20 protein-coding genes, 1 tRNA gene and 1 rRNA gene are annotated in these 26,116 nt (G+C 56.8%); 2 read left to right on the top strand and 20 right to left on the bottom strand.

Going from position 1 to position 26,116, the window contains the following annotated elements; genetic code table 11:
• Positions 1–138: 138 nt before the first annotated feature.
• The 8 genes from KO088_RS06410 to KO088_RS06445 all read right to left on the bottom strand — a co-directional run bounded on the left by KO088_RS06410 (position 139) and on the right by KO088_RS06445 (position 9,899).
• A complete protein-coding gene (locus KO088_RS06410) occupies positions 139–762 on the bottom strand; it encodes an Imm44 family immunity protein (protein ID WP_215494048.1) in 624 nt (207 codons plus the stop codon).
• A 101-nt stretch (positions 763–863) separates the two neighbouring features.
• Positions 864–939, bottom strand: a tRNA-Lys gene (locus KO088_RS06415).
• 575 nt (positions 940–1,514) lie between these two features.
• Positions 1,515–4,013 carry a bifunctional UDP-N-acetylmuramoyl-tripeptide:D-alanyl-D-alanine ligase/alanine racemase gene (locus KO088_RS06420; protein WP_215494049.1) on the bottom strand — a complete coding sequence of 833 codons (2,499 nt, stop codon included), beginning with the start codon at positions 4,011–4,013 and terminating at the stop codon, positions 1,515–1,517.
• Complete coding sequence (locus tag KO088_RS06425; protein ID WP_215494050.1) at positions 4,001–4,996, bottom strand: GSCFA domain-containing protein; 996 nt, start codon at positions 4,994–4,996, stop codon at positions 4,001–4,003. Before KO088_RS06425 ends, KO088_RS06420 begins: the two co-directional genes overlap by 13 nt.
• A gap of 29 nt (positions 4,997–5,025) precedes the next feature.
• Complete coding sequence (locus tag KO088_RS06430; protein ID WP_215494051.1) at positions 5,026–5,433, bottom strand: YraN family protein; 408 nt, start codon at positions 5,431–5,433, stop codon at positions 5,026–5,028.
• The gene (gene glsB / locus KO088_RS06435; RefSeq protein ID WP_215494052.1) at positions 5,391–6,389 is read right to left on the bottom strand and encodes a glycine N(alpha)-acyltransferase GlsB; all 999 of its coding nucleotides are present in this window, start codon (positions 6,387–6,389) and stop codon (positions 5,391–5,393) included. The genes KO088_RS06430 and glsB overlap by 43 nt, the downstream gene beginning before the upstream one ends.
• Positions 6,389–7,264 (bottom strand): 1-acyl-sn-glycerol-3-phosphate acyltransferase, encoded by an 876-nt coding sequence (glsA, locus tag KO088_RS06440; protein WP_215494053.1) that lies wholly within the window; start codon positions 7,262–7,264, stop codon positions 6,389–6,391. Before glsA ends, glsB begins: the two co-directional genes overlap by 1 nt.
• A 10-nt stretch (positions 7,265–7,274) precedes the next feature.
• Positions 7,275–9,899, bottom strand: coding sequence for a valine--tRNA ligase (locus tag KO088_RS06445; RefSeq protein WP_215494054.1), 2,625 nt, complete (start codon positions 9,897–9,899; stop codon positions 7,275–7,277).
• Positions 9,900–11,078: 1,179 nt separating this feature from the next.
• On the opposite strand from KO088_RS06445, the gene KO088_RS06450 reads away from it, so the two are divergent.
• Positions 11,079–11,948: an RsiV family protein gene (locus KO088_RS06450; RefSeq protein ID WP_215494055.1), complete on the top strand. Its 870-nt coding sequence runs from the start codon at positions 11,079–11,081 to the stop codon at positions 11,946–11,948.
• 6 nt (positions 11,949–11,954) lie between these two features.
• A complete protein-coding gene (rsmG, locus tag KO088_RS06455) occupies positions 11,955–12,584 on the top strand; it encodes a 16S rRNA (guanine(527)-N(7))-methyltransferase RsmG (RefSeq protein WP_215494056.1) in 630 nt (209 codons plus the stop codon).
• 80 nt (positions 12,585–12,664) lie between these two features.
• On the opposite strand, the gene ubiE is transcribed toward rsmG, so the two are convergent.
• The 12 genes from ubiE to KO088_RS06505 form a co-directional block, all read right to left on the bottom strand.
• Positions 12,665–13,459, bottom strand: a complete 795-nt coding sequence (gene ubiE, locus KO088_RS06460; protein ID WP_215494057.1) for a bifunctional demethylmenaquinone methyltransferase/2-methoxy-6-polyprenyl-1,4-benzoquinol methylase UbiE — start codon at positions 13,457–13,459, stop codon at positions 12,665–12,667.
• Positions 13,460–13,498: 39 nt separating this feature from the next.
• Positions 13,499–15,919 (bottom strand): trypsin-like peptidase domain-containing protein, encoded by a 2,421-nt coding sequence (locus KO088_RS06465; RefSeq protein ID WP_215494058.1) that lies wholly within the window; start codon positions 15,917–15,919, stop codon positions 13,499–13,501.
• Between the two features lie 38 nt (positions 15,920–15,957).
• Positions 15,958–17,088, bottom strand: coding sequence for a 4-phosphoerythronate dehydrogenase (locus tag KO088_RS06470; RefSeq protein WP_215494059.1), 1,131 nt, complete (start codon positions 17,086–17,088; stop codon positions 15,958–15,960).
• Between the two features lie 119 nt (positions 17,089–17,207).
• Positions 17,208–17,498, bottom strand: coding sequence for a DUF3467 domain-containing protein (locus tag KO088_RS06475; RefSeq protein ID WP_044115752.1), 291 nt, complete (start codon positions 17,496–17,498; stop codon positions 17,208–17,210).
• Between the two features lie 56 nt (positions 17,499–17,554).
• A complete protein-coding gene (locus KO088_RS08915) occupies positions 17,555–17,908 on the bottom strand; it encodes an NUDIX domain-containing protein (RefSeq protein ID WP_215494060.1) in 354 nt (117 codons plus the stop codon).
• A gap of 547 nt (positions 17,909–18,455) precedes the next feature.
• A complete protein-coding gene (locus tag KO088_RS08920; RefSeq protein ID WP_421957758.1) occupies positions 18,456–18,677 on the bottom strand; it encodes a hypothetical protein in 222 nt (73 codons plus the stop codon).
• 179 nt (positions 18,678–18,856) lie between these two features.
• Positions 18,857–19,828 carry an AEC family transporter gene (locus tag KO088_RS06480; protein WP_251419850.1) on the bottom strand — a complete coding sequence of 324 codons (972 nt, stop codon included), beginning with the start codon at positions 19,826–19,828 and terminating at the stop codon, positions 18,857–18,859.
• A 20-nt stretch (positions 19,829–19,848) separates the two neighbouring features.
• Positions 19,849–21,477: a malolactic enzyme gene (locus KO088_RS06485; RefSeq protein ID WP_215494061.1), complete on the bottom strand. Its 1,629-nt coding sequence runs from the start codon at positions 21,475–21,477 to the stop codon at positions 19,849–19,851.
• A 635-nt stretch (positions 21,478–22,112) separates the two neighbouring features.
• Positions 22,113–22,922 (bottom strand): Rossmann-like and DUF2520 domain-containing protein, encoded by an 810-nt coding sequence (locus KO088_RS06490; protein WP_215494062.1) that lies wholly within the window; start codon positions 22,920–22,922, stop codon positions 22,113–22,115.
• A complete protein-coding gene (locus tag KO088_RS06495) occupies positions 22,922–23,569 on the bottom strand; it encodes a nitroreductase family protein (protein WP_215494063.1) in 648 nt (215 codons plus the stop codon). The genes KO088_RS06490 and KO088_RS06495 overlap by 1 nt, the downstream gene beginning before the upstream one ends.
• Before the next feature lie 58 nt (positions 23,570–23,627).
• The gene (locus tag KO088_RS06500) at positions 23,628–24,794 is read right to left on the bottom strand and encodes a Fic family protein (protein ID WP_215494064.1); all 1,167 of its coding nucleotides are present in this window, start codon (positions 24,792–24,794) and stop codon (positions 23,628–23,630) included.
• Positions 24,795–26,054: 1,260 nt separating this feature from the next.
• Positions 26,055–26,116: ribosomal RNA gene (locus KO088_RS06505) — 16S ribosomal RNA — on the bottom strand; the annotation flags it as partial.

The following is a 26,116-nucleotide window of genomic DNA, read 5'->3' on the forward strand; positions in this document are numbered from 1 at the left end:
ACTACAATGCCTACAAAGATAGCTATATAGGCTGATACCTGCCGTGCCGAGGCACCGCCCTATACAGCGAGAGCGGGTACTACTATGACGTAGCACTCCATTTGGGATTCGCCCCATGGGAGCATTGGTATCAAAGATTTACAAGCGCTCCCATCGCTCAAGTCTCCAAGTCCGATCGATGAGTTTGTACTGAGCGGACAATGTGGTCTCGGCATCGATAGCCCAGCGTAAGTCCTGCACCTTGACACCGTCAGCCTCTGTGAACGTCTTGAGACTGGGTGGACCAAACTGCTGGATCGTCTGCTCATACGTGTAGTCCTCGATGACAGACAGCCTCAGATGACCATCCTCATCAGGCAGCCATAGATGCTCGATCAAGAACGCCTCCATATCTACGATCACCTCCTCTAAGACGGGAGACAAGGCGGGTAACTTACCCTTATATCCCCTGACCTTATCACAGAAGAAGGGGAAGAAGTATCGCCCCATGATCAACCGCTGCATCGTCTTATTCTGCTTGTAGGGAAGAAAGTCCTCCTCTGGCATCATCAAGTCAAGCTCCAGAATACGATCTACCTTATCGAAGCGTACTCTGGAGCGGATGCCACTCAAGGTATCCAATACTCTAAAGCAGAAGCCAAAATCAAAATCCAGCTGAGGATACTTGGCATTCAACACCGAGGTGAAAGCCTCCTGTTCATCAGCAATATCACTAACCATCAAGAATCCAGGGGAGTCTGATGTAATTCTCACTTCGCTCATCGGCCCAATCTTTAACGACCTTATTTTTGCTGCAGACACTCCACAGTACCTACGATTATACAGCGAGAGCGGGTACTACTGAGATGTAGTACCCGCTCTCTTGGTGACCCCGGTGAGGCTCGAACTCACGACCCAGTGATTAAGAGTCACTTGCTCTACCAACTGAGCTACAGAGTCATTTTCCCTTGTTCGACTCACCACCTTGGTGCGTGGGAGCTTTTTCAGAACGGGTGCAAAGGTAGTGCAAACATTTGAATTACACAAAACACCAGCCGCAAACTCGTCAAAAAAATTCCCGACAGACCTCTCCAAAGTGACACGCAAGCCCTTCGCCTTATCGCGCGTATTCCTCTTATCCAGCGGAGGGAAAAGTGTCCTTCTCGTGAAGGAAAAAGCACCTTCTCGTAGTGGTTTTAAGCTGTCTACGCACGTAGTCTTAAAGACCAGGCACGTAAATCCAAATATCCACGCACGTAGATATTAGAGCCACGTACGTAGCCCAAACTTTTCTGCTACTCGTCGACAACTTTTATCCCCTACGCGGAGCAACAACCTAATATAGGTCACTTCTCAAAGGTATATAGCTTTCTTCGCCATCCTATATAGCTCTACCCACGTACTCATATAGGTTCACACCACCCTCTCCCACACATCGTCACAGCCCTTCAGCAAAGATGGAGAAAAGTAAGCCCCACGGCAGGTCACTTAAGTGACGAGCCGTGGGGCGGATACTTAATATATGGGGTGCCGGCTTACTCGCGCCAGTAGCGACGCTGGATGCGCGTCGAGAGGGTCGTGAGGATCTCGTAGGGGATCGTGTCACAGGCTTCGGCAAGCACCGTGATAGGGCGCTCTTCGCCACCGAAGATGAGGACCTCGTCCCCCACCCGTGCCTCGGGCACATCGGTGATATCGATCATACAGGCATCCATACAGACATTGCCGATGGTCGGGCACAGACGCCCGTGCAGGAGCACCGAATAAGCGCCACGACTCAGACGGCGCGAGAAGCCGTCAGCATAACCGATAGGGATGACTGCGATGCGTGAGGGGCGGGAGGTGATGCCACGGCAGCCGTAGCCGATGGCTTCGCCTGCGGGGAGCTCACGGATCTGCAGGAGGACGGTCGTCAGACGAGCGATAGGCTCTACCCCGGGGCGCCCCGTAGCACTCACCCCATAGAGGCCGATGCCGAGGCGTGCCATATCGAGAGCGTATTCAGGGAAGCGCTCGATACCCGCCGTATTCAGCAGGTGACGCTTCGGCTGATAGCCGAGGGCTGCCGTAAGGGCTTCGGTAGCGGCGATGAAGGTCTTCGCCTGACGCTCAGTGAAGTCTCGCTTGTCAGGCTCGTCGGCAGCGGCCAGGTGCGAGAAGACCGAGCTGACACGCAGCTTGGGATGCTCACGGAGATAAGCTCCTACGGCAGGGAGGTCAGCAGGCGCAAAGCCCAAGCGGTGCATACCGCTATCGACCTTGAGATGGATAGGGAAGGCAGTGATACCTGCGATACGTGCGCGTTCGCACAGCCCCTCGAGGAGCTCCATACTATAGACCTCGGGCTCGAGGCGGTGCGAGAAGAGGGTATCTGCCACCGACAGCTCGGGGTTCATGATCATGATGTGCGTGCGGATGCCCTTGCCACGCAGCTCACGCCCTTCGTCCGCCACGGCTACAGCGAGGTAGTCGACGCGGTGCTCCTGGAGTGTACGCGCCAGCTCAAAGGCCCCCGTCCCGTAGCCATCGGCCTTGATCATACAGATGAGCGGATGCTCGGGTGGCAGGAGCGAGCGGTAGTGATTGAGGTTGTGCACGACAGCGCTGAGGTCGATATCCAGCACCGTCTGGTGCTCGCGGGAGGAGAGACGGCGGTAGACTTGGTCGAGAGCGAAGCGGCGTGCGCCCTTGATGAGGATACAGGAGTCGTGCAGACGCGACAGGAGGGGAGAAGCTAAAAGCTCGCTCGTCGTCGCGAAGAAGTGCGTATGCCCTGCGTCAAAGAGTGCAGCCGAGGCCGTGAGATGCTCACCGACAGCGAATACTTCGTCCACGCCATAGCTCTGGATGAGGCCTGCGACCTCGGTATAGAGGTCGGCATCACTACGTCCGCTCCCCTCGATATCGGAGAGCAGGAGCACGGGGCGAGCACCCGTAGCCGAAGCACGACGGCGCAGGAAGTCCAGCGCAATGGAGAGCGACTGCAGGTCACAGCTGTAGGCGTCATCAATGAGGGTATTGCCCTGCAGGCCGTCCTTGACCTCCAGACGCATCGAGATGCTGGTGAGGGTGCGCCACGCTTCGGGCACAGCGAGGAGCTGGGGAGCGAGGGCCGCCACGAGGGTCAGACAGCAGGCGACATCCTCGAGATAGGCGGCATCGGTGAAGGGGACGGTCAGCGGATATTCTTCGCCAGCCACCACGCAGACGAGCGCTGTCGTGGTGCTCGTCGTCTCGGTCGTGCGGACATAGACCGTGGCGGCAGGATCCTGATGACTCCAGGTGTAGTGGGACTTCGTGGGGAAGCGCTCACGCATTGCCTCAGCGACCAGAGGCGTATCGAGGCTGTAGAAGAGCGAGGAGGAGCGCTCGAAGAGGCGGAGCTTCTCCTCCAGCTTCTCCTCCAGCGAGGCGAAGCCCTCCTGATGTGCGCTACCGAGCGAGGTGAAGACACCGAGCTGAGGCGCGATGACTTCTTCCAGCGCAGCCATCTCACCGGGGCGGGAGATCCCCGCTTCGATGAGGGCGACTTCATCCGTAGCGGTGATACTCAGCACGGAGAGCGGTACGCCGATCTGCGAATTGTAGCTGCGGGGGGAGCGCATCGTATGGAAGCAGGGCGAGAGGAGCTGATAGAGCAGTTCCTTGACGACGGTCTTCCCGTTGCTCCCCGTGATACCGATCGTATGGAGCAGGGGAAAGCGCTCGCGGTGCGTGCGTGCCAGCGCCTGCAAAGCCGTGATAGAGGAGGTGACGACATACCAGTTGCACCCGCTATACTTCGCCTCCGTCTCGCTCGAGAGTTGCTCGACGACGAAGCTCCTTACCCCACGCTCATAGAGCGACTCGATATAGCGGTGCCCGTCACCCGACTCCGTGCGGATGGCGAAGAAAAGCGTCTCCTCGGGCGTGAGGAGCGAGCGGCTATCGGTGAGTATATGGCTCACAGCCCTGTCGTGCGACAGATGCGGCGTGACCGCAAAGGCCGTAGCAAGGGTGGCGGGAGAGAAGGAGGGGGAAACTAATCTATCCATGTGGGTAAGTCGTGAAGCTGAGCGGAGGGGTACTGCGAGCGGAAGGCGGCGACGCGCTCACGGAGAGCGGCGAGGCGTGCCGTATGCTCGGCTCCCTCAGCATGTAAAGGGCGGTGACGAAGCTCTTGATGCAGGCGGTGCGCTAAGGGCAAGGCCTTCTGCACCGCTTCGTCGAGTGCCCACGCGGTGAAGCGCTCGGCGACGATACGCTGTGCCAAGGGGGAGGGATGCACCATATCCTCGGCGTAGAAGCGGTAGTCGCGGAGCTCGTCGAGTACCAATTCGTAAGAGGGGAAATAAAAGCAAGTCGCAGGGAACAGCTCCGTGAGTGCCTCGGAGAGAAGCAGGAGCTTCGCCTTGCTGAGGGCATTGCCGTGGGCACCGTCACGCAGATGACGCACGGGGCTCACCGTCTGAATGATCGTCAGCTCGGGGAAGCGCTCACGAAGACGCTCAATGAGTGGGCGCCAAGTCTGAAGAAGCGTCTCTAAGCTCACGCGCTCACGGACAAACGTCCGCTCGGGGAGCTTGTGGCAGTTGCTCACTACCCTACCCGCTACTCCGCCATATTCGTCACCCGCCAGGCGGTAGACAAAGGCCGTGCCGTAGGTGAAGAACAGGTAGCGTAGCTGAGGGAGCGCCGTCTGCACCGCTTCGTACGAAGCATTCATCAGGCGAAGGGCTTCCTCCGCCTTTGGGGCAGAGAAGCGCCCATGATGAAGGAAGGAATGGTAGAGCCCGCCATGCTCGAAGAGGTCGGCTTCGGTGAAGGGCTCACCAAAGAAAAGGCGCTCGATGCCGGCTGCTATCGAGAGGGGATTGTACTGGATGCCTAAGGGATTGACTTGGAGCTGCAGGCCTCCATCACGGAGGTAAGCGCCGATATGCTCACTGAAGCACGAGCCGAAGCTGAGGGCTTGCTGCCCGTAGCCCAAGCGTGGAGGCGAGGGCGGTAGCGTGATCGGAGTATGGAGCTGAGGCATAGGCAGAGCGAATATCTATGAGCGAAGGACTACCGATGAGGGCGCCCCGACTTGCGCCCTGTGCGATGCCCCGCGAGCTGCGGGTAGAAAGCCGAGAGAATATGCTCTATCGTGTAGCTCCCATCAGCCTCTATATCGAGGGCGAGGATATCGTAGCGCACCTCCAGATCGAGGGCACGCTGACGGATGTAGGCATTGGCTGCGGAGATGAGGAAGGCTTGCTTCTCTCGGGTGACGGTCGTGCGAGCTTCGGCGAAGCTCCCGGCTCCACGCGTCTTGACCTCGGCGATGACGAGCGTCTCACCCCACTGGGCGATGATGTCGATCTCACGATGCTGGTGGCGCCAATTCCGCTCGAGGATGGAGTAGCCGTGGCGCTCCAGATAGCGGCAGGCTAACTCTTCACCAGTCGCACCCGTCTTGAGATGTTGGTCCATAGCAGATCGCTCTGTGCCTTGTCGGGGTCGAAGGTCTCGATATGGCGCACACGCTTGTCGGGGATGATCTCATCGATAGCGATGAGGATACCCGTCTCCTCGACATGGCCGAAGTCCTCGTTGATCGCCGTGCCGAAGACACGCATCTCGGGCGAGAGTGCCATGTAGGCATTGACCAGCGGGGGGATGTTCAGCCCGATCTCACGTACCGCCTTGTTCAGCGCACGGTAGTTCTCCAGACGGTCATCCGTGGGGAAGAGCTCGCGGATCTCGGCTTCGTCGACGACGATGGGCAGCGGATCGGTGGGGCGAACTAAGTGATCGGGGTCGGGGAAGTGCTTGTCGAGGAAGTAGAGGATGAGGTTGCGAGCGTGGGGATCGTAGTCCTCATACATCGTGACCTTACCGTAGAAATACTTCATCGCAGGGTTGAGCACCGTCAGCGCTCCGAGGCCATCCCAGAGGTTGTCCAGCGCGAAGAGGCTCTTAGCCCCCATACGCGTAGACTGATAGAGCAGGGAGACGAAGGAGCGTCCCAGCTCGATCGTCACGGGGAGGTAGTCTGCGAGGAAGCGGGGGCTGAACTCAAAGAGCTCTGCCGTCGCCAGGCGTGGACGCCCCGTGGCTTCGTCCATCTGTACCTCGTCGCCGAACATAAAGCGGTAGCCACCGAGGATAGCTCCTTCGGCGGGGTCCCACACGATGAGCTGACGATAGCCGTCGTCGGCGAGGTCAAACTCATCGACGTCGCAGTCACGCCCCGTACCGCCGCCGTAGAAGCGGAAGGCCTCTTCTCGCAAGCGCCCGATCTCACGCATCGTCTCGGGAGCCGTACTTGCGTGGAAGACGTAGATCTCGTTCCCACCCTTATTCGTCGCGCGAAGGAGCTTGTCGGGGGTGAGTTCTTGGCGGATGAGATCCGCAGAGACAGGGGCGATGATCGGTGTGGTAAACATCAGCGCTTGGTCAGTGTGGCATCATACTCATCGCGGAGCTGGTAGCTCAGCGCACGGATACGCTGGGCCTCCTGCTGGGGCGTAAGGCCGCTGTCACGGAGGCTCTGCCAGGAGATCGGCTCCCCGACGATGACCTTGAAGTGACTGCCGTGAGCACGGAAGAGCTCATCGGGAAGGAGGGCTTGCCCTGGGTCGAACTTCATCTTCAGCGCCTCCTTGATGTGCCAGATCCAGTAGAAGTGGCGGCTATTCTGCCCGACGTAGTGCAGCGGCACGATGTCGCGCTCGTTGGCGATGGCCTGCGAGACGAAGGTCTTATGCCAAGGGCGGTCCTGCAGCTTGCCGTCGAAGATACGTGAGCATGAGCCTGCGGGGAAGGTGCCGATAGGCACATCGGAGCGCATCGCCTCCTGCAGCATCGTGATCGACTCACGGCCCTGCGAGCCCTGACGGTTATTCACCGGCAGGAAGACCGACTGGAGCGGGCGGAGGTAATACAAGAAGTCCGTGACCATATAGCGCACGTCGCCGTAGCGCTTCCCCAGCATGTAGGAGAGGGAGATGCCGTCCATACCACCCAGCGGATGGTTGCAGACGAAGATGCAGCGCCCCGACTCGGGCAGGCGCTCGGGGTGTACCCATTCGGTCGTGACAGCGAACTCCCCCATCAGAGCTTCGAGGAAGTCCATACCATCAAGGTGTCCATAGCGGTAGAGGACATCATTGATCTCCCGCTGATGGATGATGCGCTCGAGGAGACGCAGGACGAATGGGGGGAGGCGCTTACCCGCCTTCTCCTCCAGCACCTTCCCGATATGGATAGCCAAGGGATGGTCCTGCGAGGAGTATTGGGGTTGCTCGGTCAGTGGTTGCATCGCGATAGGATTAGTTGCCAGAGAGCTGGCGGATGCTCTGCTCGATCGTCGCGATACGGCTCTCAGCGTCGGCCTTCTTCTTGCGCTCGAGGCTGATGACCGCCTCGGGAGCCTTGCTCACGAAGCTCTCGTTGCTCAGCTTCTTCTCTACGCCAGCGAGGAACTTCTGCTGGTACTCGAGGTCGGCACGGAGCTTCTTCAGCTCTTCCTCCACATCGATGTAGGCAGCCATAGGCACGGCGAATTCGTCCGTCCCGATGACGAAGGTCACAGCACCCTCGCTACGCACGCCGCTGCGGTCAATAGCGGAGAGGCCTGCCATCTTGATGAGGACTTCATCGAGCTCGGTGGGATAGCTGGGGCTTGCCTCGAGGCCAAGGGCTTCGCGGGGCGAGAGGTTCTTGCTGGTACGCAGGCTGCGTACGGTGGTGATGATCTCCTGAGCGGCAGCGAAGCGCGCGAGGAAGGCTTCATCATAGGCCTCGGCAGGGCGCTGCTGAGCGTTCATGATGCTCTCGCCATCGGCGCGCTCGGCGAGGTTCTGCCACAGCTCTTCGGTGATGAAGGGCATGAAGGGGTGGAGGATACGCAGGATCTCGTCGAAGAAGTCCAGCGCCTCACGGCAGGTCGTCTCGTCGATAGGCGAGCCGTAGGCAGGCTTGATGAGCTCGAGATAAGAGGAGGAGAAGTCGTCACGGATGAGCTTGTAGACGAGGGTCAGAGCTTCGCTGATACGATACTTAGCGAAGAGATCGTCAAGCTCGGTAGCCGCCTTGTTGAGCACCTGACGCATCCAGTAGGAGGCCAGACGCGAGGCCTCGGGCTGAGGCGTAGCAGCAGCTTCGCCCGTCCAGCCCTTCACGAGGCGGAAGGCGTTCCAGATCTTATTACAGAAGTTACGACCCTGCTCGCAGAGTGATTCGTCGAAGAGGATATCGTTCCCAGCGGGAGCACTCATAATGAGGCCCATACGCACGCCGTCAGCTCCATACTTGTCGATGAGCAGCAGGGGGTCGGGTGAGTTACCGAGGGTCTTCGACATCTTACGGCCCTGGTTGTCGCGGACGATACCGGTGAGGTAGACGTTCTCGAAGGGCTTCTTCCCCTGGAATTCGTAGCCCGCCATGATCATACGCGCTACCCAGAAGAAGAGGATATCTGGCCCCGTGACGAGGTCAGAGGTGGGGTAATAGTATTCGAGCTCCTTGTTGCCTTCGCTCAGTGCGGGGGCGAAGACGGTGATAGGCCAGAGCCAAGAGGAGAACCAGGTATCGAGGCAGTCGCTCTCACGGCGCAGGTCTGCGGCGGTGAGATCAGCGTTCTTCTCCTGTGCCAGACGAAGCGCCTCTTCATCACTTGCAGCGACGACGAAGCTACCATCAGGCAGGTAGTAGGCTGGGATGCGATGGCCCCACCAGAGCTGGCGGCTGATGCACCAGTCCTTGATGTTCTCCATCCAGTGGCGGTAGGTATTCTTGAACTTCGCAGGGTGCAGACGGATCTCGTCATTCATCACCGCATCGAGGGCGGGCTTAGCGAGGCCATCCATCTTGAGGAACCACTGCATCGAGAGCTTAGGCTCGATGGGCACGAAGGTACGCTCGGAGTGACCGACCTTATTCGTGTAGTCCTCGACCTTCTCCATCAGACCAGCGGCGATGAGGTCAGCCTCGATCTTCTTACGCACGTCGAAGCGGTCCATGCCAGCGTAGGCGCCACCATGCTCGTTGAGCGTGCCGTCGTCGTGGAAGATATCGATGGTCTGGAGCTGGTGCTTCTCACCGAGCATATAGTCATTGACGTCGTGCGCAGGCGTGACCTTCAGACAGCCCGTACCGAACTCGATGTCTACGTACTCGTCCTCGATGACGGGGACTGCACGGCCGACGATAGGCACGATGAGCTTCTTGCCACGGAGGAAGTGATAGCGCTCGTCATTGGGATTGATACATACGGCGGTGTCCCCCATGATGGTCTCGGGACGGGTCGTAGCGACGACGACATACTTGTCTGCCTCGCCCTCGACGAAGTAGCGCAGATAATAGAGCTTACCCTGCTGCTCCTGATAGATGACCTCCTCGTCGCTGAGGGCGGTCTGTGCCTTGGGGTCCCAGTTCACGACACGCACGCCGCGGTAGATGAGCCCCTTGCGATAGAGGTCGACGAAGACGTCGATGACGCTCTGACTGCGCTCCTCGTCCATGGTGAAGGCGGTACGCTCCCAGTCGCAGGAAGCACCGAGGCGCTTGAGCTGCTCGAGGATGATGCCCCCGTGCTCGCGCGTCCAGTCCCAAGCGTGCTCGAGGAAGGCTTCGCGCGTGAGGTCGTGCTTCTGGATGCCCTGAGCAGCCAGACGGCCGACGACCTTCGCTTCGGTAGCGATAGAGGCGTGGTCGGTACCAGGTACCCAGCAGGCGTTGAAGCCACGCTGACGCGCACGGCGCACGAGGATATCCTGGATACTATTATTGAGCATGTGCCCCATGTGCAGCACACCCGTGACGTTGGGAGGAGGGATGACGACGGTATAGGCAGGGCGATGATCGGGGGTCGAGTGGAAGAGCTTGTGCTGCATCCAGTACTCATACCATCTATTCTCCACAGCCTCGGGGCTGTACTTGGTTGCTAACTCCATAATAGTGGACTTCGTAATGTATCTATATAGTTTATTCTGTTGACTGCTTTGCACCCTAAGACGGACACCCTCTCGCGAAGGGAGCCACCTATGGGAGCTACAAATTTACATCAATCAGACGGATTGCGGGTGCACGAAGCCTCTGCCATACCCCTTCGGGGCGCAGCACAGTGCGTAGAGAGCGAGACTTCGCTCGGGGGGATGTGTAGGGGGAAGAGGGGGGGATTAGATGCTAAAGTAAAGACAGCCGATGCCAAAAAGGCCCATGAATAAAAAGCTAACTCCTGCGACACCGAGGAGGATGATACCACGCTCCAGGCCACGACGATCCGCAAGGCGTACGCCCCACGTCAAAGCGATGAGATTCGGAACGAAGAAGGAGAGAATAAACAGCCAACGAGGATGTGAAGCAATGACATAGCATACCGCCTGGATCCCAATAAATAGGAGCAGCGAAACGATAGACAGCCAAAGGACCAGAGCTCGGTGACGGTACCTCCCCACGAGTGGGTGATTCATTGGTAGGGTGCAGTTGATGATAGGTTATGATTCACGTGTAATTTGGTAATACAAATATATAAAGATTTCGATATACACAGGCAAGGCACTCCACCCGACTTCTTCCTGCGTCTTTTTTCCTGATATAAAATATCTTAGCGCCCCGCCCTATCTACAGCAAGAGCACGGCGAGAGCCGACACCAAGCTAAGGTACGCAGTACCCTCATCCTCCCATAGTAGCATCTCATCCCGCCACAGCGATTTGTCTCATCCTGCATAAGGAAAAGCTGCATTTCCGTGGAGAAAAGCGCAGCTCCCCGTAGTGGTATTTCTCTATCCACGCACGTAGTCTTAATGACCAGGTATGTAAATCCAAAGGTCCACGCACGTAGATTTTAGAGCCACGTACGTAGACGGCGCTTATCTACCACTGGTCCGCAACTATTATTCGCACACTTCGGCAGGCATTCCACTACTGCTCCCCGCTTTTCTCTCCAAGAGATGCGAGGCCCCTTCACTGCAAGGCGAACGAAGGGACAGCTACGCACGCTGACACCTATACAAGACGAAGGGAATGAGGCTGAGGAACAAATAAGTATCTTTGTGATGCGAAGTGCAAGACGCTCACCGCTGATGGTGCGCCTCCGCCTTCTACCCCCAAGGAAGCTATAGCTACGGCAATGAAACAACTCTACACACTCACCTCTCTCTGTCTCCTCTTTGTGTGCCTCATGGGCTCTACCCTCTCCAGCTGTACGGGCCGTAGTGGTAGCGCACAGAGCGCCGACTCGACCCTCGCAGCAGGCACACAGGATCCCAATGGCCCCTTAGACTGGGACTCCATCGTGGTCTCCACGACCTACTTCGACAATCAGGCAGCACGCAAGGGATCGTCCGTAGAGGTAGAGCTCTTCTTCCGCTACCCGAAGAATGACTCCGCGCTCCTCAAGGCTGTCAGCAGTGTATTCTTCGGCGAAGCCTATGCAAACTGGAGTCCCAAGGAAGCCACAGAGCGCTATCTGCGTGAGGTGCGTAGCGAATACCTCTTCGGCGCTGACTCCCTCGGCTTCTCCGCTAAGGAGCTGGAGGATATGAAGAGCGAAATGACCATCTTCAACCACATCACCTATCACGACGACCACATCATCACGATGCAGAAGGATGTGTACACCTACTCTGCAGGGGCTGCCCATGGTCTGCCTGGCACGGGGAACTATACCTTCGACCGCAAGAGCAAGGACGTCATCAGCGAAGGAGACCTCTTCATCGACGGCTATGGCCCCGAGCTGAATAAGATCCTTCAGCGTGCGCTCATCAAGGAGTTCGGCCGCAAGAGCGCTCAGGAGATGGAGAGCAAGGATGGTATCTACGCTGCCGACCTGACGAGCAATGATAACTTCCGCCTCGATGACAAGGGCATGACCTATACGTACAATCCCTACGAGATCGCCCCCTTCGCCATCGGGATCATCGAGATCTTCATCCCCTACGAGGAGGTACGTCAGCTCCTCCGCCCACAGAGCATCATCTTCAACTATATCCAGCCCTAAGACCGCATGGCCGCTATCGACATCATCACCCGCTACTTCCCCCAGCTCACCCCCGAGCAGATCGAGCACTTCACCCAGCTCGATACCCTCTACCGTGACTGGAATGCAAAGATCAACGTCATCTCTCGCAAGGATATCGATGCGCTCTATGAGCACCATGTACTCCACTCGCTCGGCATCGCCCAGATGATCCGCTTCAAGCCTGGCACGCACATCCTCGACTTCGGTACGGGCGGAGGCTTCCCAGGCATCCCCTTGGCGATCCTCTTCCCCGAGTGCGAGTTCCTGCTGGTCGACAGCATCGGGAAGAAGGTCAAGGTCGCAGCAGCCGTCGCCGAAGCCCTCGCTCTGAAGAACGTGCGCACGCTACACGGGCGTGGTGAGGACGTGAAGGAGCAGTTTGACTTCGTCGTCAGCCGTGCCGTCATGCGCCTCGATGAGCTGGTCGGCTTCACCCGCAAGCTCGTCCATCACGAGCAGCGCAATGGCATGCCCAACGGACTCATCTGCCTCAAGGGCGGTGAGCTACAGGCGGAGATCCGCCCCTACAAGCGCATCGTCGAGGTGCAGGACCTCTACCCCACCTTCTCGGAAGAGTACTTCAAGACGAAGAAGGTCGTCTACCTTCCCCTCTAAGCGACCTCACCAGACCATATACAGCGCACCCCTACTACCGACTGGTAGCAGGGGCGCGCTGTATATATAGGTAGCTCTGCTTAGCCCTCAGTCTCAGGCACAGAGGGCTCTTCCTCCGTCGTCTCCTCGGGGATCTCGGGGAGAGGCTCCCCCTTGATAGCCACGTAGATCGTGCAGGTACCTGGGAAGATACTATGGTAGAAGGCCTCGCTGAAGCCGGCTTCCTGCAGGATAGCTACCATCTTCTCACGCTGGGGCATCGCAGCGATGGACTTCGGCAGGTACGTGTAGGCATCCTTATCGTCCGAGAAGAAGCGCCCGATGAGCGGGATGATCTGCCCTGCGTAGAGCTTGTAGCCCACACGAAGGAGGGGATTCGTCGGCTCGGAGAGCTCGGCGATGACCAGCACACCCGAGGGGCGGATGATACGATGCAGCTCACGTGCCGCCGCGGGGATGTCGGGGAAGTTGCGGATACCGAAGGAGATCGTCGCCGCATCAAAGGTATTCTCCTCGAAGCTCGTGGCGGTGCAGTCCTGACGGTCGAAGACGATGCGGTCGCTCAGGCCCAGCTGATGGACCTTCTCCGCACCGATGCGCATCATCTCCTCCGAGATATCTATGCCCGTGACCTTCTTGACGGAGGGCATCGTCTGCACGAGTGAGATAGCGACATCACCCGTACCCGTAGCGACATCCAGCACGTGCTTCGGAGCATAGGGAGCGAGGAAGCTCAGAGCCTTGCGGCGCCAAGAGCGGTCCAGCCCGAGCGAGATGACGAGGTTCAGGCGGTCGTACTGTGGAGCAATGCGGTTGAACATCCGGCGGACCTGGTCCACCTTCGGGTCGGCACTGTCCTTATAGGGGGTAATCATTGTGGTAGAGATATGGGAAGGATGTGATAATGATGGTGATCACTTATGAGAGAAGTAGATCGAGTGGGCATCGGAGATACGCCCTGAGGCGGGGCGCACGGCAGCGATATAAAGCCCAGGGACAAGCCCCGTGACGGACACCGTGGCACGGCCACCCGTCTGCGTGAGCTTCTGGTGCATATGGAGCTGACCGGTGAGGTCATAGATACGCACTTCGCAGGGCGTGCGGCGTAGCTCTTCGCCCTCGAGGTGCAGAGCCCCGCCGTGGTAGTAACCCGTGAGACCTTGTGGTAGGTCGCTCTTCGCCTCAGGATTGACCAGCGTCGTCGTCTCGATGAGGAGGTCGATCCAGTACGCCCCACCAGGGAGCTCGGTGCTGCGACGCCAGCCATCTGTCCAGTGGTGCGTCCACGCAGCCCACCCACGTAGGCGGTCAGCAGGCCCGTCATAGGCCAGGAGCGGCAGACGCAGCTCACGGCTGTCACTCGTCGTACAGGAGAGGAGGTAGCGCCCTTCGCTGAGGCTGAGCTTCAAGCCATCGGGCGCAGGGAAGAAGAGCTCGATACTATCGGAGCGGAGCGTACGTGAGCCACGCTGCGCTGCCCCGAAGGCATCATAGCGTGCATACGTGCCGAGGGTCGAGGAGGCGAAGTCCACGACCTTACCGCCGAGGGCATAGTCATCGGTGAAGGGCTGGAGCGCTACACGCAGCTGTGGAAGGTCTGCGGAGGTGAGCTGATCATTGCTCTTGAAGACGACGTAGGCCCCGAGGATCGTAGCCCCCGATATCTGGGGAAGGCGTAGCTCATTGCCGATGGCGTCGACACCCGTACGGGGCGTGTGCGTCACGTTGGGCTTGACGACTTCGGCTGAGGTCGCTACGGGATCGGGGTAGATAGCGCTCAGGCGCTGCACGACCTTCGGCGCAATAGGGTCGTAGCCATCACAGGTCTTACGGCCCGAGTTCGTGGGGTCGAGCCACGGACGGAGCGAACGGATCGTACCTGCCCCAGGGGTATTGGACACCCACGAGCGCTTGAGCGCCCAGTAACGGTCGTCATAGGGGCTTTCACAAGTGGAGGCTCCCCCCGTCAAGGCGCCGACGATGAGGCCATCCTTATCGAAGAGTGCCGAGCCCGAAGAGCCCGCAGCCGTTGCACCGACAGCCCAAGCATTCACCTCCCAGTGCACGTCGCTCCACGAGATGAAGCGCACGGAGCCGTGCTTATCCTCATAGGAGAGGTCGTAGTCGTTGGTACGCAGCTCGGTGTCACGGGTGAGGTTGTAGCGCTTGGTTGAGCCCCCAGGATGGTGGATACCGACGAAGGGTCCTTGGGGCGACTCATTGATATTCCACCCAGCGAAGTAGGGCTGATAGGCCGCTGGGATCGGGCCGAGCGTGCCGTTAGCTCTGCGAGGAAGCCCCTTGATACGCAGCAGGCACATATCCGTATTCTCATTGTAGCCGACGAGGTTGGCTCCGCTCAAGCTCTGCTCCTCCGTGGGTCGCACGTTGCCCTCACGCAGGGGGCTTTGGAAGCTGAAGAAGAAGACGGTCGTCGAGGCATTGCGATTCACAGCACCGAGATCGCCGAGGAGCTTAAAGAGATTATTGAGGCAGTGTGCCGAGGTCAAGACGTAAGGCGTGCCGTCGGAGCGGGTGTTGTTGATGAGCGAACCCGTGCTGGCGCTGGTTCCACCGACGATGAGAAGGAGCGTGCTACGGCTCTGCTTCCACGCATCGGGATAGGCGATAGCGTTGGGCGCACAGCTCAGCGAGGCGAGCGAAGCGCGTGGGTGGTCGTAGAAAGGCTCCCCAGGTTGGGCAAAATTCTCCGCGCGGCCAGCACTGCGGAAGTCGCGGAAGCCGTAGAAGAGCGCATCAAGTCGGAAGGGGAGCTTCAGCTGATCAGCACGCGTCCCCTCGGGATATTCGTATTCGAGAACCAGCGTCTCGGCATCGATGGGAGCGATCTGTAGGAGGCTATCCGTCTCGTTGTTCTGCTCAGTGAACGCCCCCTTAGCAGGACGCCCCTTAGCCGTCACGAAGAGCGCACCGCCACGGGGCAGGGCGTAGCGTGAGAGGCGCAGACCGATGTTCTTTGCCTGAGGGGCTTGGACCTCAGCACGCCACACATAGTTCCCCGCTCCATCTTGGTACATACGTCCCAGCGCCTCGGTAGCCTCTGCCACGGGGCGCTCGACAGCGAAGGTATAGGTGCGGAAGCCCTTATCCCCAGCCGTAGCCGAGCGGAGCTCCTCAGCGGAGGGTGCTGCCACACGCAGGACGTTTGTTGCCGAGCGCATCATCTGCCCGGAGCCCAGTGCTCCCACGACGGGCGAGAGGGGCATCTGCTCAGAGCGCGGAGTGCGTGCCGTGCGATACTGTCCCCACAGTGCCTCGGGAAGGAGGGCAAGGAGCATCAAGAGGGGAAGGCGTAGAGAGCGGAGAAGAGACATAGCTACAGGGAGATGTAGGGTGTGTGATCTGTGGCGGACTACTCGATATGGGTGAAGCCCAGCTGCTCTAAGAGGGGCTTCTCCTCGGGGTAAGCACCTACGACGGTGTAGGCAGAAGCTTCGCGGGGGAAGCGGTAGGCACGACGCACCTGCTCGAAGTCCTCGGGAGCGGACTTCAGCGTCTGGGTCGTGGCCTTGAGGTCGCAAGTATGGAGCTGGGCACGCAGGATGCGCTCTTCCTCGGGGAAGGCGCTGAGGTCGATGCGTGGGGCATCGGGCGTGTAGAGGACGCCTTCGTCCCACAGTCCTTCGGGCAGAGGCAGGTCGAGGGCACGACATACGGCTTCGAGCGCCATCTGCGATCCACGCCACTTGCCGTCGGCCGTCCAGCCAGCGATATGTGGTGTGGCGATGAAGCTGCGCTCGAGGAGGGTCTTATTGATGACGGGCTCACCCTCCCAGCAGTCGATGATGAGGTCGGAGATCTGACGAAGCTCCAGCCCCTTCAGCAGCGCGACACTCGGGGAGACGGGGCCACGACAGGCATTGATGAGGAGCGGACGACGCGCACAGCCCTGGAGGAAGGCCTCATCGACCATCCCCTCGGTGGCGTACTGCCCCGAGCGCGTCAGCGGTACGTGAAGTGTGATGATATCGCTCTCGCGCTGGATCGTCTCGAGCGAGACGAAGCCCTCTGCGCCCTCACGCTCAGCACGAGGTGGGTCACAGAGCAGCGGACGGAGGCCGAGAGCGCCGACGCGCTTGGCCAAGCGTCCCCCGACATTCCCTACCCCGACGATACCGATAGTCTTCCCCTCCAGCGAGGCGCCTCGCTCCAGCGACCAGCGCACGAGCGATGAGAGGACATACTGCACGACGCCCCCGGCATTGCACCCTGGAGCACTCTCCCAGCGGATACCCGCGGCAGCGCAGTAGTCGGTATCGATATGATCAAAGCCCGCGGTAGCCGTGGCGACGATCTCGACACCGCTCCCCTCGAGGAGCTCGCGGCCGGCGTGCACCACACTGCGAATGAGTAGGGCACGGACGCCACGGATCGTCTCGGGCGTGAAGTCACGGTTGGGCAGGCGGCGCACGTCAGCGACTTGCTCCACCAGCCCCTCCAGATATGGTAGGGAGGAGTCCAGCACAAATAGTGGCTTATCCATCACGATCTTCTTATCAAAAAGCTATCCCGACCGCCGCCCATACGAGGCAGTGGGGTCAGGATAGCAAGGTGTGTTCTTAGCTTGGGACTCGCGTCGAGCCTCAAGCTGAGGCCACAGATTTAGTTTGCATTCACCTCGACGGCGCCGTCTTCGGGCAGCTCGATCTTGCCGTACTCCTGCTCGAAGCCAGCCAGGTGCTGCTCCAGAAGGCGGACCAGACGCTTAGCGTTGTCGGGAGTGAGGATCTGACGGCTGTGGACGCGGGCTGACTGCTGACCAGGGAGCAGACGGACGAAGTCCAGGATGAATTCGCTCTGCGAGTGCAGGACTACTGCGAGGTTAGCGTACTGACCCTGACCGACTTCTTCGGGGAGCTCGATGTTGAACTGAGGAGTTTCCTGTTCTGCCATTGTTTCTACTTGTCTATATAATGTACGAAGGGGAGTAGATCCGCTTCGTAGGCGGGCTACACCATGGTCAAAGATAGTGAAAACGCCCCGAATGCGTGCATAGCCACCGAGGGAGGGTGGATGGGAGGAAAGCCAGGGGTAAATGGGACCTCGCCGAGGGGGTGAGTTCGAGAGGCGGAGAGGCTACGCCAGTGCAGTTGCTCGAGAAAGCGGATGAGAGGCGTGGGGAGGGCGTAATCGCCCAATTCGCTCCGGTTCACCCATTGGTACTTGGTGCTCCCTACGGCGTCGGACTCGAGTTCGGCGGTGTAGATGGTAATGTGAAGTATTTGGTGGGAGAGCCGGTGCTCAAGGCTGAAAGTTGTAGGCGCAAGGCGCCCCCCGAGTAGGAGAGCTCGTCCTCTACCCAATGGGCTACCGCTTCGGGTATTTGGGGGCTGTCACTCTCAAACAAAGGGAATTGATACAGTCCTCGCCAGATGTCGTTTCGTCCTCGCTTTTCTTGTAAGACTTGCTGATGGTAGGTGCTATAGATGTAGCTGAAGTAGCGATCTCTAAGGGTTAGCTCCCCCCCCTTTATGGGGAGGAGACGAGCGAGAGGGAGCTCCGCTACACGGCACCACGATGAGGCAGGGCAGGCGGAGCATTGGGGCGATTGAGGGGTGCAGACCAAGGCGCCTAGCTCTATAAGGGCTTGCCCCAATTGGCTTGGGGGAAGTTGGGTGGCGAGTAGTTCCTCCACCGCTTGGGTGCAGAGTCGCTTCCCGCCCAGGGTGTCTCTATGGGGAGTTCGCTTGCCAGTAGCCGGCTGATCACGCGCAGTACATTGCCATCCACGGCCGGGTAAGGGAGATCAAAGGCAAACGAGGCAATGGCTCCGGCGGTGTAGTCGCCCCCCCCCGGGTAGAGCACGTATCGAGGCAAAATCTTTGGGGAATATCCCCTGATGCTTCGTGGCTATAACTTGTGTGCTGCACGATGGAGGTTGTGCGCTCGGCTGTAGTAGCCAAGTCCCTGCCATAGGCTGAGTACCTGATCTTCGGAGGCTTGTGCCAGGTCGGTAACGGAGGGGAAGGCTTCCACAAAGCGAAGAAAGTAGTCAAGCCCTTGGTTTACGCGCGTTTGTGCAGTATGACCTCCGAGAGCCAAATGTGGTAGGGGTTGCGAGTGGTGCGCCATGGGAGCTCTCGGGCATTCTCTTCGAACCAATCGACGAGGGCTCGGGATAGCGGTTGGGGGTGGGTAAGGAGGGTTTCGCTCCTTTCGCCGCAAAGGTACAATCCGTGGGGCGAGGGGGAGCGGTCTCTTACTTCTTTTGTGAAACCTTAAAATTTCGCTGCCCCGAAGAACGCCTTTCCCTAATGTATGATGTAAGGCATGATAAACATGATAATGGGAATGATGAATACAAACAACAGTGTGCTCGTTGTAACAACATTGGTGGCGTATTGAGTGTCGCCATGTGAAGAGGCTGCCAAGACCGGAAGGATGGCCAAGGCCGGAGTTGCCGACTGGACAATCAATGTCTCTTTCAGACCTACGCTGAGCCCATGCCCTAAATGCCCTCCTAACAGCAGGAGACCGATGATGGCCAGAGGAGAGAGAATAAATCTCCCAAGAAGAGCTACTATGGTGTCACGGTCGAAGCGGATCGATGACAACTTTGAATTGAATAGCATGATCCCTATATAAAGCAAGGCCAAGGGGGTGACAATGTTGCCCACGTAGGTGAAGGTCTGGTCTATAAAGGATGGAATAGGGATGCCGACTATTAGGAAGAGGATTGCTACGAAGAACCCAATCAATGGAGCAGGGAGAATCTGCTTTATGTTGAGGTGCTGCGTTTTGCTATTTGAGGTCTTTGTAGGGTCATCGGCCTTTATGAAGAAAATGCCTACAACCCAAGTCGACACCGTATTGGTAACATAGTAAACAAGAAAATAGGGCATGCTATTCTCTCCAAAGAGGGCAATGTTGAGAGGCAAGCCGATGAATATTGTATTTGCATTGGCAATGGTATTGATAAATGTACCCCGACGTCCGGGGCGCACTTTCAATACCTTTGCCAATACAATAGCCACGATGTATGCTATTGCCACCCCTCCCATTGGGTATATCAGACTGCTACCTAGAGATAGCAATTCGCTTCGTGAAAGATATTTCAATACGGAGGAGAATATGGAAGCGGGTAGGGCTATATCTGTGATAAGACGGGAGATGTTTTTAGGGAACTCTTCTCCAAACCATCTCCTTTGCTGCAGCACGTACCCCAAGGCGATAATCAGAATGATTACCAGTACACTTTGTATACTTTGGAATAACATACTCATGGCCTTTTTGAATTTGTATCCTATTCGTACTTTGGATACCACTTCGCAGCCTTAATAGCTTTGCGAGCATCTTCTATCTTTTCACGGGTAAGCCCTTGCTTTATGGCGGACTCTGCCACCACTATGGCGATGTGCTCAGAGAATTCTGTCAGCTTTTCGACGGGGGGGAGTACGGCCGCACCCGGCTTAGAAGTGTCAACAATTCCGCCAAGTGCGTGGGCTGCCTCAGAGAGCAGGGTTTGGGTTACCAATTTCGCAGTGGAAGCGATGATGCCGAGCCCAAGCCCCGGATACATCAAAGCATTGTTGGCCTGCCCGATGTTGTAGGTAATGCCGTTGTAGACAACCGGAGCGCTTGGGACGCCTGTTGCAATGAGCGCACGACCATCTGTCCAGTGGATAAGATCCTTTGCAGTGGCTTCTGCTAGCTCTGTTGGGTTAGATAGTGGGAATATTATCGGTCGTTTCACTACCGAAGCCATTTCCTTGACAACTTCCTCACTGAACATCCCCGGCGTGGTAGAGGTGCCGATCAGCACGCTTGGGTGCACGGCCTTCACGGCATGATAGAGGTCTGTGAGTGATGAGGCATTGTCAAACTCGGCACGTTGGCGCACGAAATGCTTCTGCCCTTCTGTTAGATCTTCGGTGTCTTCAAACAGAAGTCCTTGCTTGTCGACCAGGTAGATACGTGCTCGGGCTTCGGAGTCTGATAGTCCCTGCTGCTTGAATTCCTCTGAAATCTGGGTCGCAATACCAACTCCTGCCGTACCAGCACCAAAGACCATCACTCGCTGGTCGGTGAACTTTTCTTTAGAAATTTCTAATGCACCAAGGATACCTGCCAATGCTACAATGCCCGTTCCTTGGACGTCATCGTTGAATGTGGTAATGCGGTTCTGGTATTTCTCTAGAATGGTGGCGGCATTAGACCTGCCGAAGTCTTCCCAATGCAAATATAGGCGTGGGAATAGGCGCTCGGCTGTAGATACGAACTTGTCTACGAAGTCATAATACGCCTCTCCACGTACACGAGGATGTCTATTGCCCAGATAGAGAGGATCTTCAATTAGTTGTTTGTTATTGGTCCCGACATCCAGCACCAAGGGTAGCACTTGATTCGGATTGATACCAGCAGCAGCCGTATAGACCATAAGTTTGCCAATGGAGATGGCGACTCCGCCAATTCCCCAGTCTCCTATACCTAAAATCTCTTCGGCATCGGTGACGACAATCAGACGAATATCGCGATCACCGGCTGCGTTCTTCAAAGCCTCTTCTATCTCATCCGGGTGGTCAATGGAGAGAAAAGCGGCGTCTTGAGGTTTCATAAACAACTCGTCGTATTGCCGAATTGCATCCGCAACCGTGGGATCATAGACGATAGGCATGAACTCCTCTACGTGTTGTGACATCAAAGCATAGAACAAGGTTCGGTTCGTATTGAAGAGCGTCATCAGATAAACTCGCTTTTCCAAATCGCTAACTTTCTTCTGAAACTCTTGGTAGGTCTGTGCTACCTGCTGTTCCAAGGTCTGGACGACAGTTGGTAGAACTCCCACGAGCTTGAGCGCCTTTCTTTCCTCCAGCGTAAACGCAGTCCCCTTATTGATAAAGGGGTTGTTTATAATTTCCTGTGCTGTCTTCATACTTGTTGTTATTTATTGGTTCGATAATCTTGAAGCCGATTTCGTTGCTTCATGCTCGGAAGGTAGTAATTTTTCTGGAATTGCCAATTGCTCCACACCTCGCGCGTCAGCCAAGAGAAGTCCACCCTCCCACCCTCCGATCCAGAGCGGGCTCTCGAGGAGGGCAAAATGAAGCAGTACTGGTCGCCAGAGTGAGCAGTACTGGTCGCCAGAGTGAGCAGTACTGGTCGCCAGAGTGAGCAGTACTGGTTACTATCATCGACCAGTACTGGTTCGATCAGTGACCAGTACTGGTTCGCAAACCACCCTGCGGAGCTTCCTCCCTTCCCCCTATAATAGAAGGTGCTGTGAGGCGCATCAGCAGACGGGCCGAACCCACTAAAAACAGAAAGCGTGTGACCTGAGAGCCGAAGCTTTCAAAGTCACACGCCTAAAGTAGGCCCTCGGTGATCACACCTTACCACACTACGAACACCAAACGCAATCTTCCCGTAACCCAGAAGGTATGATTCCTAAGAGACCTGATGGCCGTCTCACGACGCCCATGACAATATTTCTATGTGCAGGGAGAGTCCCCCTAAGGGTGTCCTCCCGTTTTTAGCGGGACAAAATTAAAAATTTTATTTGATTACCAACTATATCGTTCCATAGATATGCTGAATGGCAGTGCTCAGCTCGTCATAGAGGGCGGCGAGTTCTGTCTCACCACTCCTTATAAGAAACGCTTGATGTCGGCGAATCGTCTCCCTGTCACCGCGCTGTGCGGGCCCCGTCTGCGCCTCTACGGCAGGCAGATGATGCAGCTTCTCATTCATCTCATCCAGCAGAGGAAGGATGGCTTTTGGCGGGAGTCCCTGCGATGTGAGCAGGCTCTCAGCCCTGCCGATGAGGTAGTTGGAGAAGTTGCACGCGACGACGGCGGCGATATGTAGCACCTGACGCTGCTCGCTCGTAGCCCAGGCAACGACGTCGCTCAGCTCACGGCCAAGAGATTCCACAGCCGTCTTCGCTTCGGGGGTCGTCCCCTCGAGATAGAGGGGTACCTTGCGGAAGTCCAGCTCGCGCCCTTCGGAGAAGGTCTGCAGCGGATAGAGCACCGCAGCGTCCCGGTGACAGTGCGAGAGCGCCTCCAGCGGCGTAGCTCCCGAGACATGCACCCACAGGGCATCACGACCCACCTCGTGCGCAGAGAGGCTCTCTGCGACCTCGGCGATAGCCGTGTCGGGTACGGCGAAGAGGTAGCAGTCTGCCGTGCGATCAAGTTCATCCACACGGCTCGCCACCTGCACATCGCCCCCGAGGCTCTCGGCAAGCCGTCGAGCCGAATGCCCTCCAGGGCTATAGATCTGTACGATCCTGCGCTCAGGGGCATAGGGCTTCAGCGCACGCGATAGGTGCGTCGCCAGGCGCCCTGCCCCCAGGAGGACAATACGCTCTGCCGTCATTAGGCTTCTTCGGTCGGCTCTTCGGCCATCTGATAGCGACCGATATGGATCTTCTCCCACTTCAGCGTCTCCGTGGGGCGGGGCGCAGCTTCGCCCGCCTTATGCCCGATGGCGAGGATACAAAGCACCTCGAGCTGATAGGGGATATCGAGGACATTGCGCACGTATTCGGCAGACTCCTGCCCAGCGCCCGTATAGCATCCGTAGGCATCTGCCCAGCACGAACCGAGGCCAAGCGCCTCTGCCTGTAGCTGGATATAGCCCGCTGCCAGCGAAGCATCAGCGATCCAGCGCTCACACTCCATCGGCGAGCCCAGCACGACGATGCCTAAGGGCACCTGCTGGAGGAAGAGCGCTCCGCTCTCGCGCATACGGCTGAGGCGGTCAAGCGTCTCATGATCTTCGACGAGGATGAACTGCGTCGTGTGCTTATTCTTGGACGAAGGCGCACGCAGCCCTGCCTCGAGGAGGACCTGCACTTCGTCGCCCGTCAGCGGGGTGTCGACGAACTTACGGATGGAGCGACGCGTATATATAGCGGGGAGGAGGGCGGGCTCATTGCTCTCGGCGAGGAGTTCCTCTCCGAGGCTCTTGATTTCGCTCAAGAGATGCTCGCCTTCACGGAGCAAGGATTGGTCTTTGGTCATATCTATAATGTATTTACAGCGTAAAGGTACGAAGACTTAGCTCAGCGAGCCTCGTCGCTTACCCCGACAAGCCTTCCTCCAAGAGCTCATCGAAGCGTGAGCTCTTGAGGTATCCACGCTTGACCTTATTATAGGCTATTTCGTCTAAGAAGCCTCGCTCGACAAGCCCCTTCAAGTCCGACTTAGCTGTCGCTAATGTGACCCCGAAGCGCTGTACGACTTCTCCACCCGTCAGCGATAGGGCATCGCTATCTTGGTAAAGTCTGAGGATATGCATCTGGCGCTCATTGAGTCCTCCGATACGCAGGAGAGGGGTTAGGCTCTCCTGCTCCTTGAGCTTCTGCTCGGCATAGCTCTTGAAGCTCTCGATAGAGAGACGTAGCACCTTGAGATGATATTGCACGAAGTACCCCAGATCCAGATCATCCGTCTCTACCTTGAGGTAAGCCTCTTCATACTGACTCTTCCCCTTATAGATAACCTGCGAGATAGATAGATACTCCAAGAGCGAATAGCCTGAGCGGAGCATATACCAAAAGAAGAGCGCACGTGCCGTACGACCATTACCATCCACAAAGGGGTGCATATAGCCGATGAGGAAATGAATAATAATCCCTCTCAGAATCGGGTGAATGAAAGTCGGCTGCTCCCGATCATTACAGAGCGAGAGGAAGAACTGCATGAAGTCTGAGAGTTCGGAGGCAGGAGGAGGCGTGTGTACCACCTCTTTCGTTAGTTCGTTCGCTACATAGACATCATCCTCTTCTGTACGGAACCGTCCTTCGTCCGCAGAGTGCTCCAGCGTACCCCGTACCATCGAGCGATGAATCTGCAGGAGAAGCTCCTCGGTCATCTCAGCATTATGCTGCTCCTGCAGGAGCGCCATCGTGCGGTAGTTATTGAGGATCATCCGCTGAGAGCGATCTCGGGGTGTGATGTTCTTACGTAGCATCTCCTTAGCCACCCTACGAGTCGTAGCTGCCCCCTCGATCTGACTGGAGCGTATAGCCTCCTCCATCAGAGCGCTCATCAGATAGCGACGTTTGTGCGCTGGAGGAATTAGCTCCGTGACAAAACGGTCTGCCTGAAGCAATTGATCCAACTCATACAGTTGCCCCTGCATCTGAGGTGTCACAAAGAGTCGCAGTCCATAGCGAGGATAAATGCTGATGCCCGCTGCTCTACGATGCTTCTTCAGATATCCCCACAAAAGGCGCGGCGTCAATGGCAGCTCTATCTCTTTATACTTATACTTGATCTCTGTCCAATAAGCATAACGGTCATTACACTCACTTAGAAACCCCTCCAGCTGAATATCCGAAGGGTGGCTGAGTATATATTCTTGCTCCTCTGCAGTAAGGGTAGGAGGAGTCTCTATCGGTGCACTCATATCTAATCATTATCCAATACACAAATGTAGCAATTCTCTTTAATCATATAAAATTAAATAGAATTACTTCTCTTGGCACTATCCCCACTAATTGAATAAATGCGGCATAAAGCAAAGCGAGGCAGCGACCAGCTATCCGCCGGTCACCGCCTCAACTAACAGCATATAGAGCTTATGATAATGAGCAAAATAAAGGCATCTTCACTATAGTGAAGATGCCTTACAATATGCGAGAGGGTAATGCGGAGCAAAAGAGCAGGGAGCAATTATTTTTTAATGATTTGTAAATTCAAACAACCACATTGACAAGAAGCTCGCCAAAAACTGAACAAAAAACTGGACAAAAGACTGAATCCAACTACGCCTCCAAAATGGAGGGCTATCAGTCTTTCTGGCAGTAGGAGAAGTCCTCGACTGATTACCTATCGAATCAGGAACATCTCGAGTAGTATTCTCCAAGAACACAGGTACAAGCCATACGCTTCTTGGAGACCTAGAAGAGTTACATAAAATCACGCAACAACCACTAGGGAGATGGGTGACTATCTCGTTTGGTTGTCTAAAAAGCTGCTGTAATACAATCTGCTGACAACCATCGGATACTCCCCGAGACCTTATCCTAAAGAAAAAGAACTCCTCTAGTTCAAGGTCTCCCAAAGACATCGTAGCTATATCCAAGTAGAAATCCTGGGTAGCTATGGGGGTATTATATTCCTCTCCCGAAAAAAGGGAGTAGATAGAGCTGTTCCCAAGGGAACAAGCCTTAATATCTAATAATTTCATAAACAAATTATCTAAGTCCCTGCTCTTCCTTTCCACATCATTTCAATAGAACCAAAGGCTCACTCCAATTGGTGCACCTCCAGCCACCTATCGCACTAGGTGAGGGCAAAGATAAGGAAAGTTTGTGATCAAACAAGTAGGGGCAAGCAATAAAGGCGGTGACCAGCTGGATAGCCAGTCACCGCCTCGCGATGGGTGAGAAGAAAAGATATCGACAGCAGAAGCGAGTACGCACATTCAGAAAAACCACCTAACTCATCTCTTACGTACATACTACACTAACTATACTAAAGCCCATTTTCAGAACTCCAGAAAGGAGGTGTTCCAGCCGCACCTTCCGGTACGGCTACCTTGTTACGACTTAGCCCCAGTCA

The sequence above is a fragment of the Porphyromonas bobii genome (assembly GCF_943169685.1).
Taxonomy (GTDB): Bacteria; Bacteroidota; Bacteroidia; order Bacteroidales; family Porphyromonadaceae; genus Porphyromonas; species Porphyromonas pasteri.

Coding starts and splice junctions, on each gene's coding strand:
- KO088_RS06490 (WP_215494062.1), bottom strand. CDS start 22,922: ATGACGGCAGAGCGTATTGTCCTCCTGGGGGCAGGGCGCCTGGCGACG.
- KO088_RS06410 (WP_215494048.1), bottom strand. CDS start 762: ATGAGCGAAGTGAGAATTACATCAGACTCCCCTGGATTCTTGATGGTT.
- rsmG (WP_215494056.1), top strand. CDS start 11,955: ATGGCCGCTATCGACATCATCACCCGCTACTTCCCCCAGCTCACCCCC.
- KO088_RS06495 (WP_215494063.1), bottom strand. CDS start 23,569: ATGACCAAAGACCAATCCTTGCTCCGTGAAGGCGAGCATCTCTTGAGC.
- KO088_RS06450 (WP_215494055.1), top strand. CDS start 11,079: ATGAAACAACTCTACACACTCACCTCTCTCTGTCTCCTCTTTGTGTGC.
- KO088_RS06470 (WP_215494059.1), bottom strand. CDS start 17,088: ATGGATAAGCCACTATTTGTGCTGGACTCCTCCCTACCATATCTGGAG.
- KO088_RS06420 (WP_215494049.1), bottom strand. CDS start 4,013: ATGGATAGATTAGTTTCCCCCTCCTTCTCTCCCGCCACCCTTGCTACG.
- KO088_RS06475 (WP_044115752.1), bottom strand. CDS start 17,498: ATGGCAGAACAGGAAACTCCTCAGTTCAACATCGAGCTCCCCGAAGAA.
- glsB (WP_215494052.1), bottom strand. CDS start 6,389: ATGTTTACCACACCGATCATCGCCCCTGTCTCTGCGGATCTCATCCGC.
- glsA (WP_215494053.1), bottom strand. CDS start 7,264: ATGCAACCACTGACCGAGCAACCCCAATACTCCTCGCAGGACCATCCC.
- KO088_RS06485 (WP_215494061.1), bottom strand. CDS start 21,477: ATGAAGACAGCACAGGAAATTATAAACAACCCCTTTATCAATAAGGGG.
- KO088_RS06465 (WP_215494058.1), bottom strand. CDS start 15,919: ATGTCTCTTCTCCGCTCTCTACGCCTTCCCCTCTTGATGCTCCTTGCC.
- KO088_RS08920 (WP_421957758.1), bottom strand. CDS start 18,677: ATGGCGCACCACTCGCAACCCCTACCACATTTGGCTCTCGGAGGTCAT.
- KO088_RS06445 (WP_215494054.1), bottom strand. CDS start 9,899: ATGGAGTTAGCAACCAAGTACAGCCCCGAGGCTGTGGAGAATAGATGG.
- KO088_RS06425 (WP_215494050.1), bottom strand. CDS start 4,996: ATGCCTCAGCTCCATACTCCGATCACGCTACCGCCCTCGCCTCCACGC.
- KO088_RS06480 (WP_251419850.1), bottom strand. CDS start 19,828: ATGAGTATGTTATTCCAAAGTATACAAAGTGTACTGGTAATCATTCTG.
- ubiE (WP_215494057.1), bottom strand. CDS start 13,459: ATGATTACCCCCTATAAGGACAGTGCCGACCCGAAGGTGGACCAGGTC.
- KO088_RS06430 (WP_215494051.1), bottom strand. CDS start 5,433: ATGGACCAACATCTCAAGACGGGTGCGACTGGTGAAGAGTTAGCCTGC.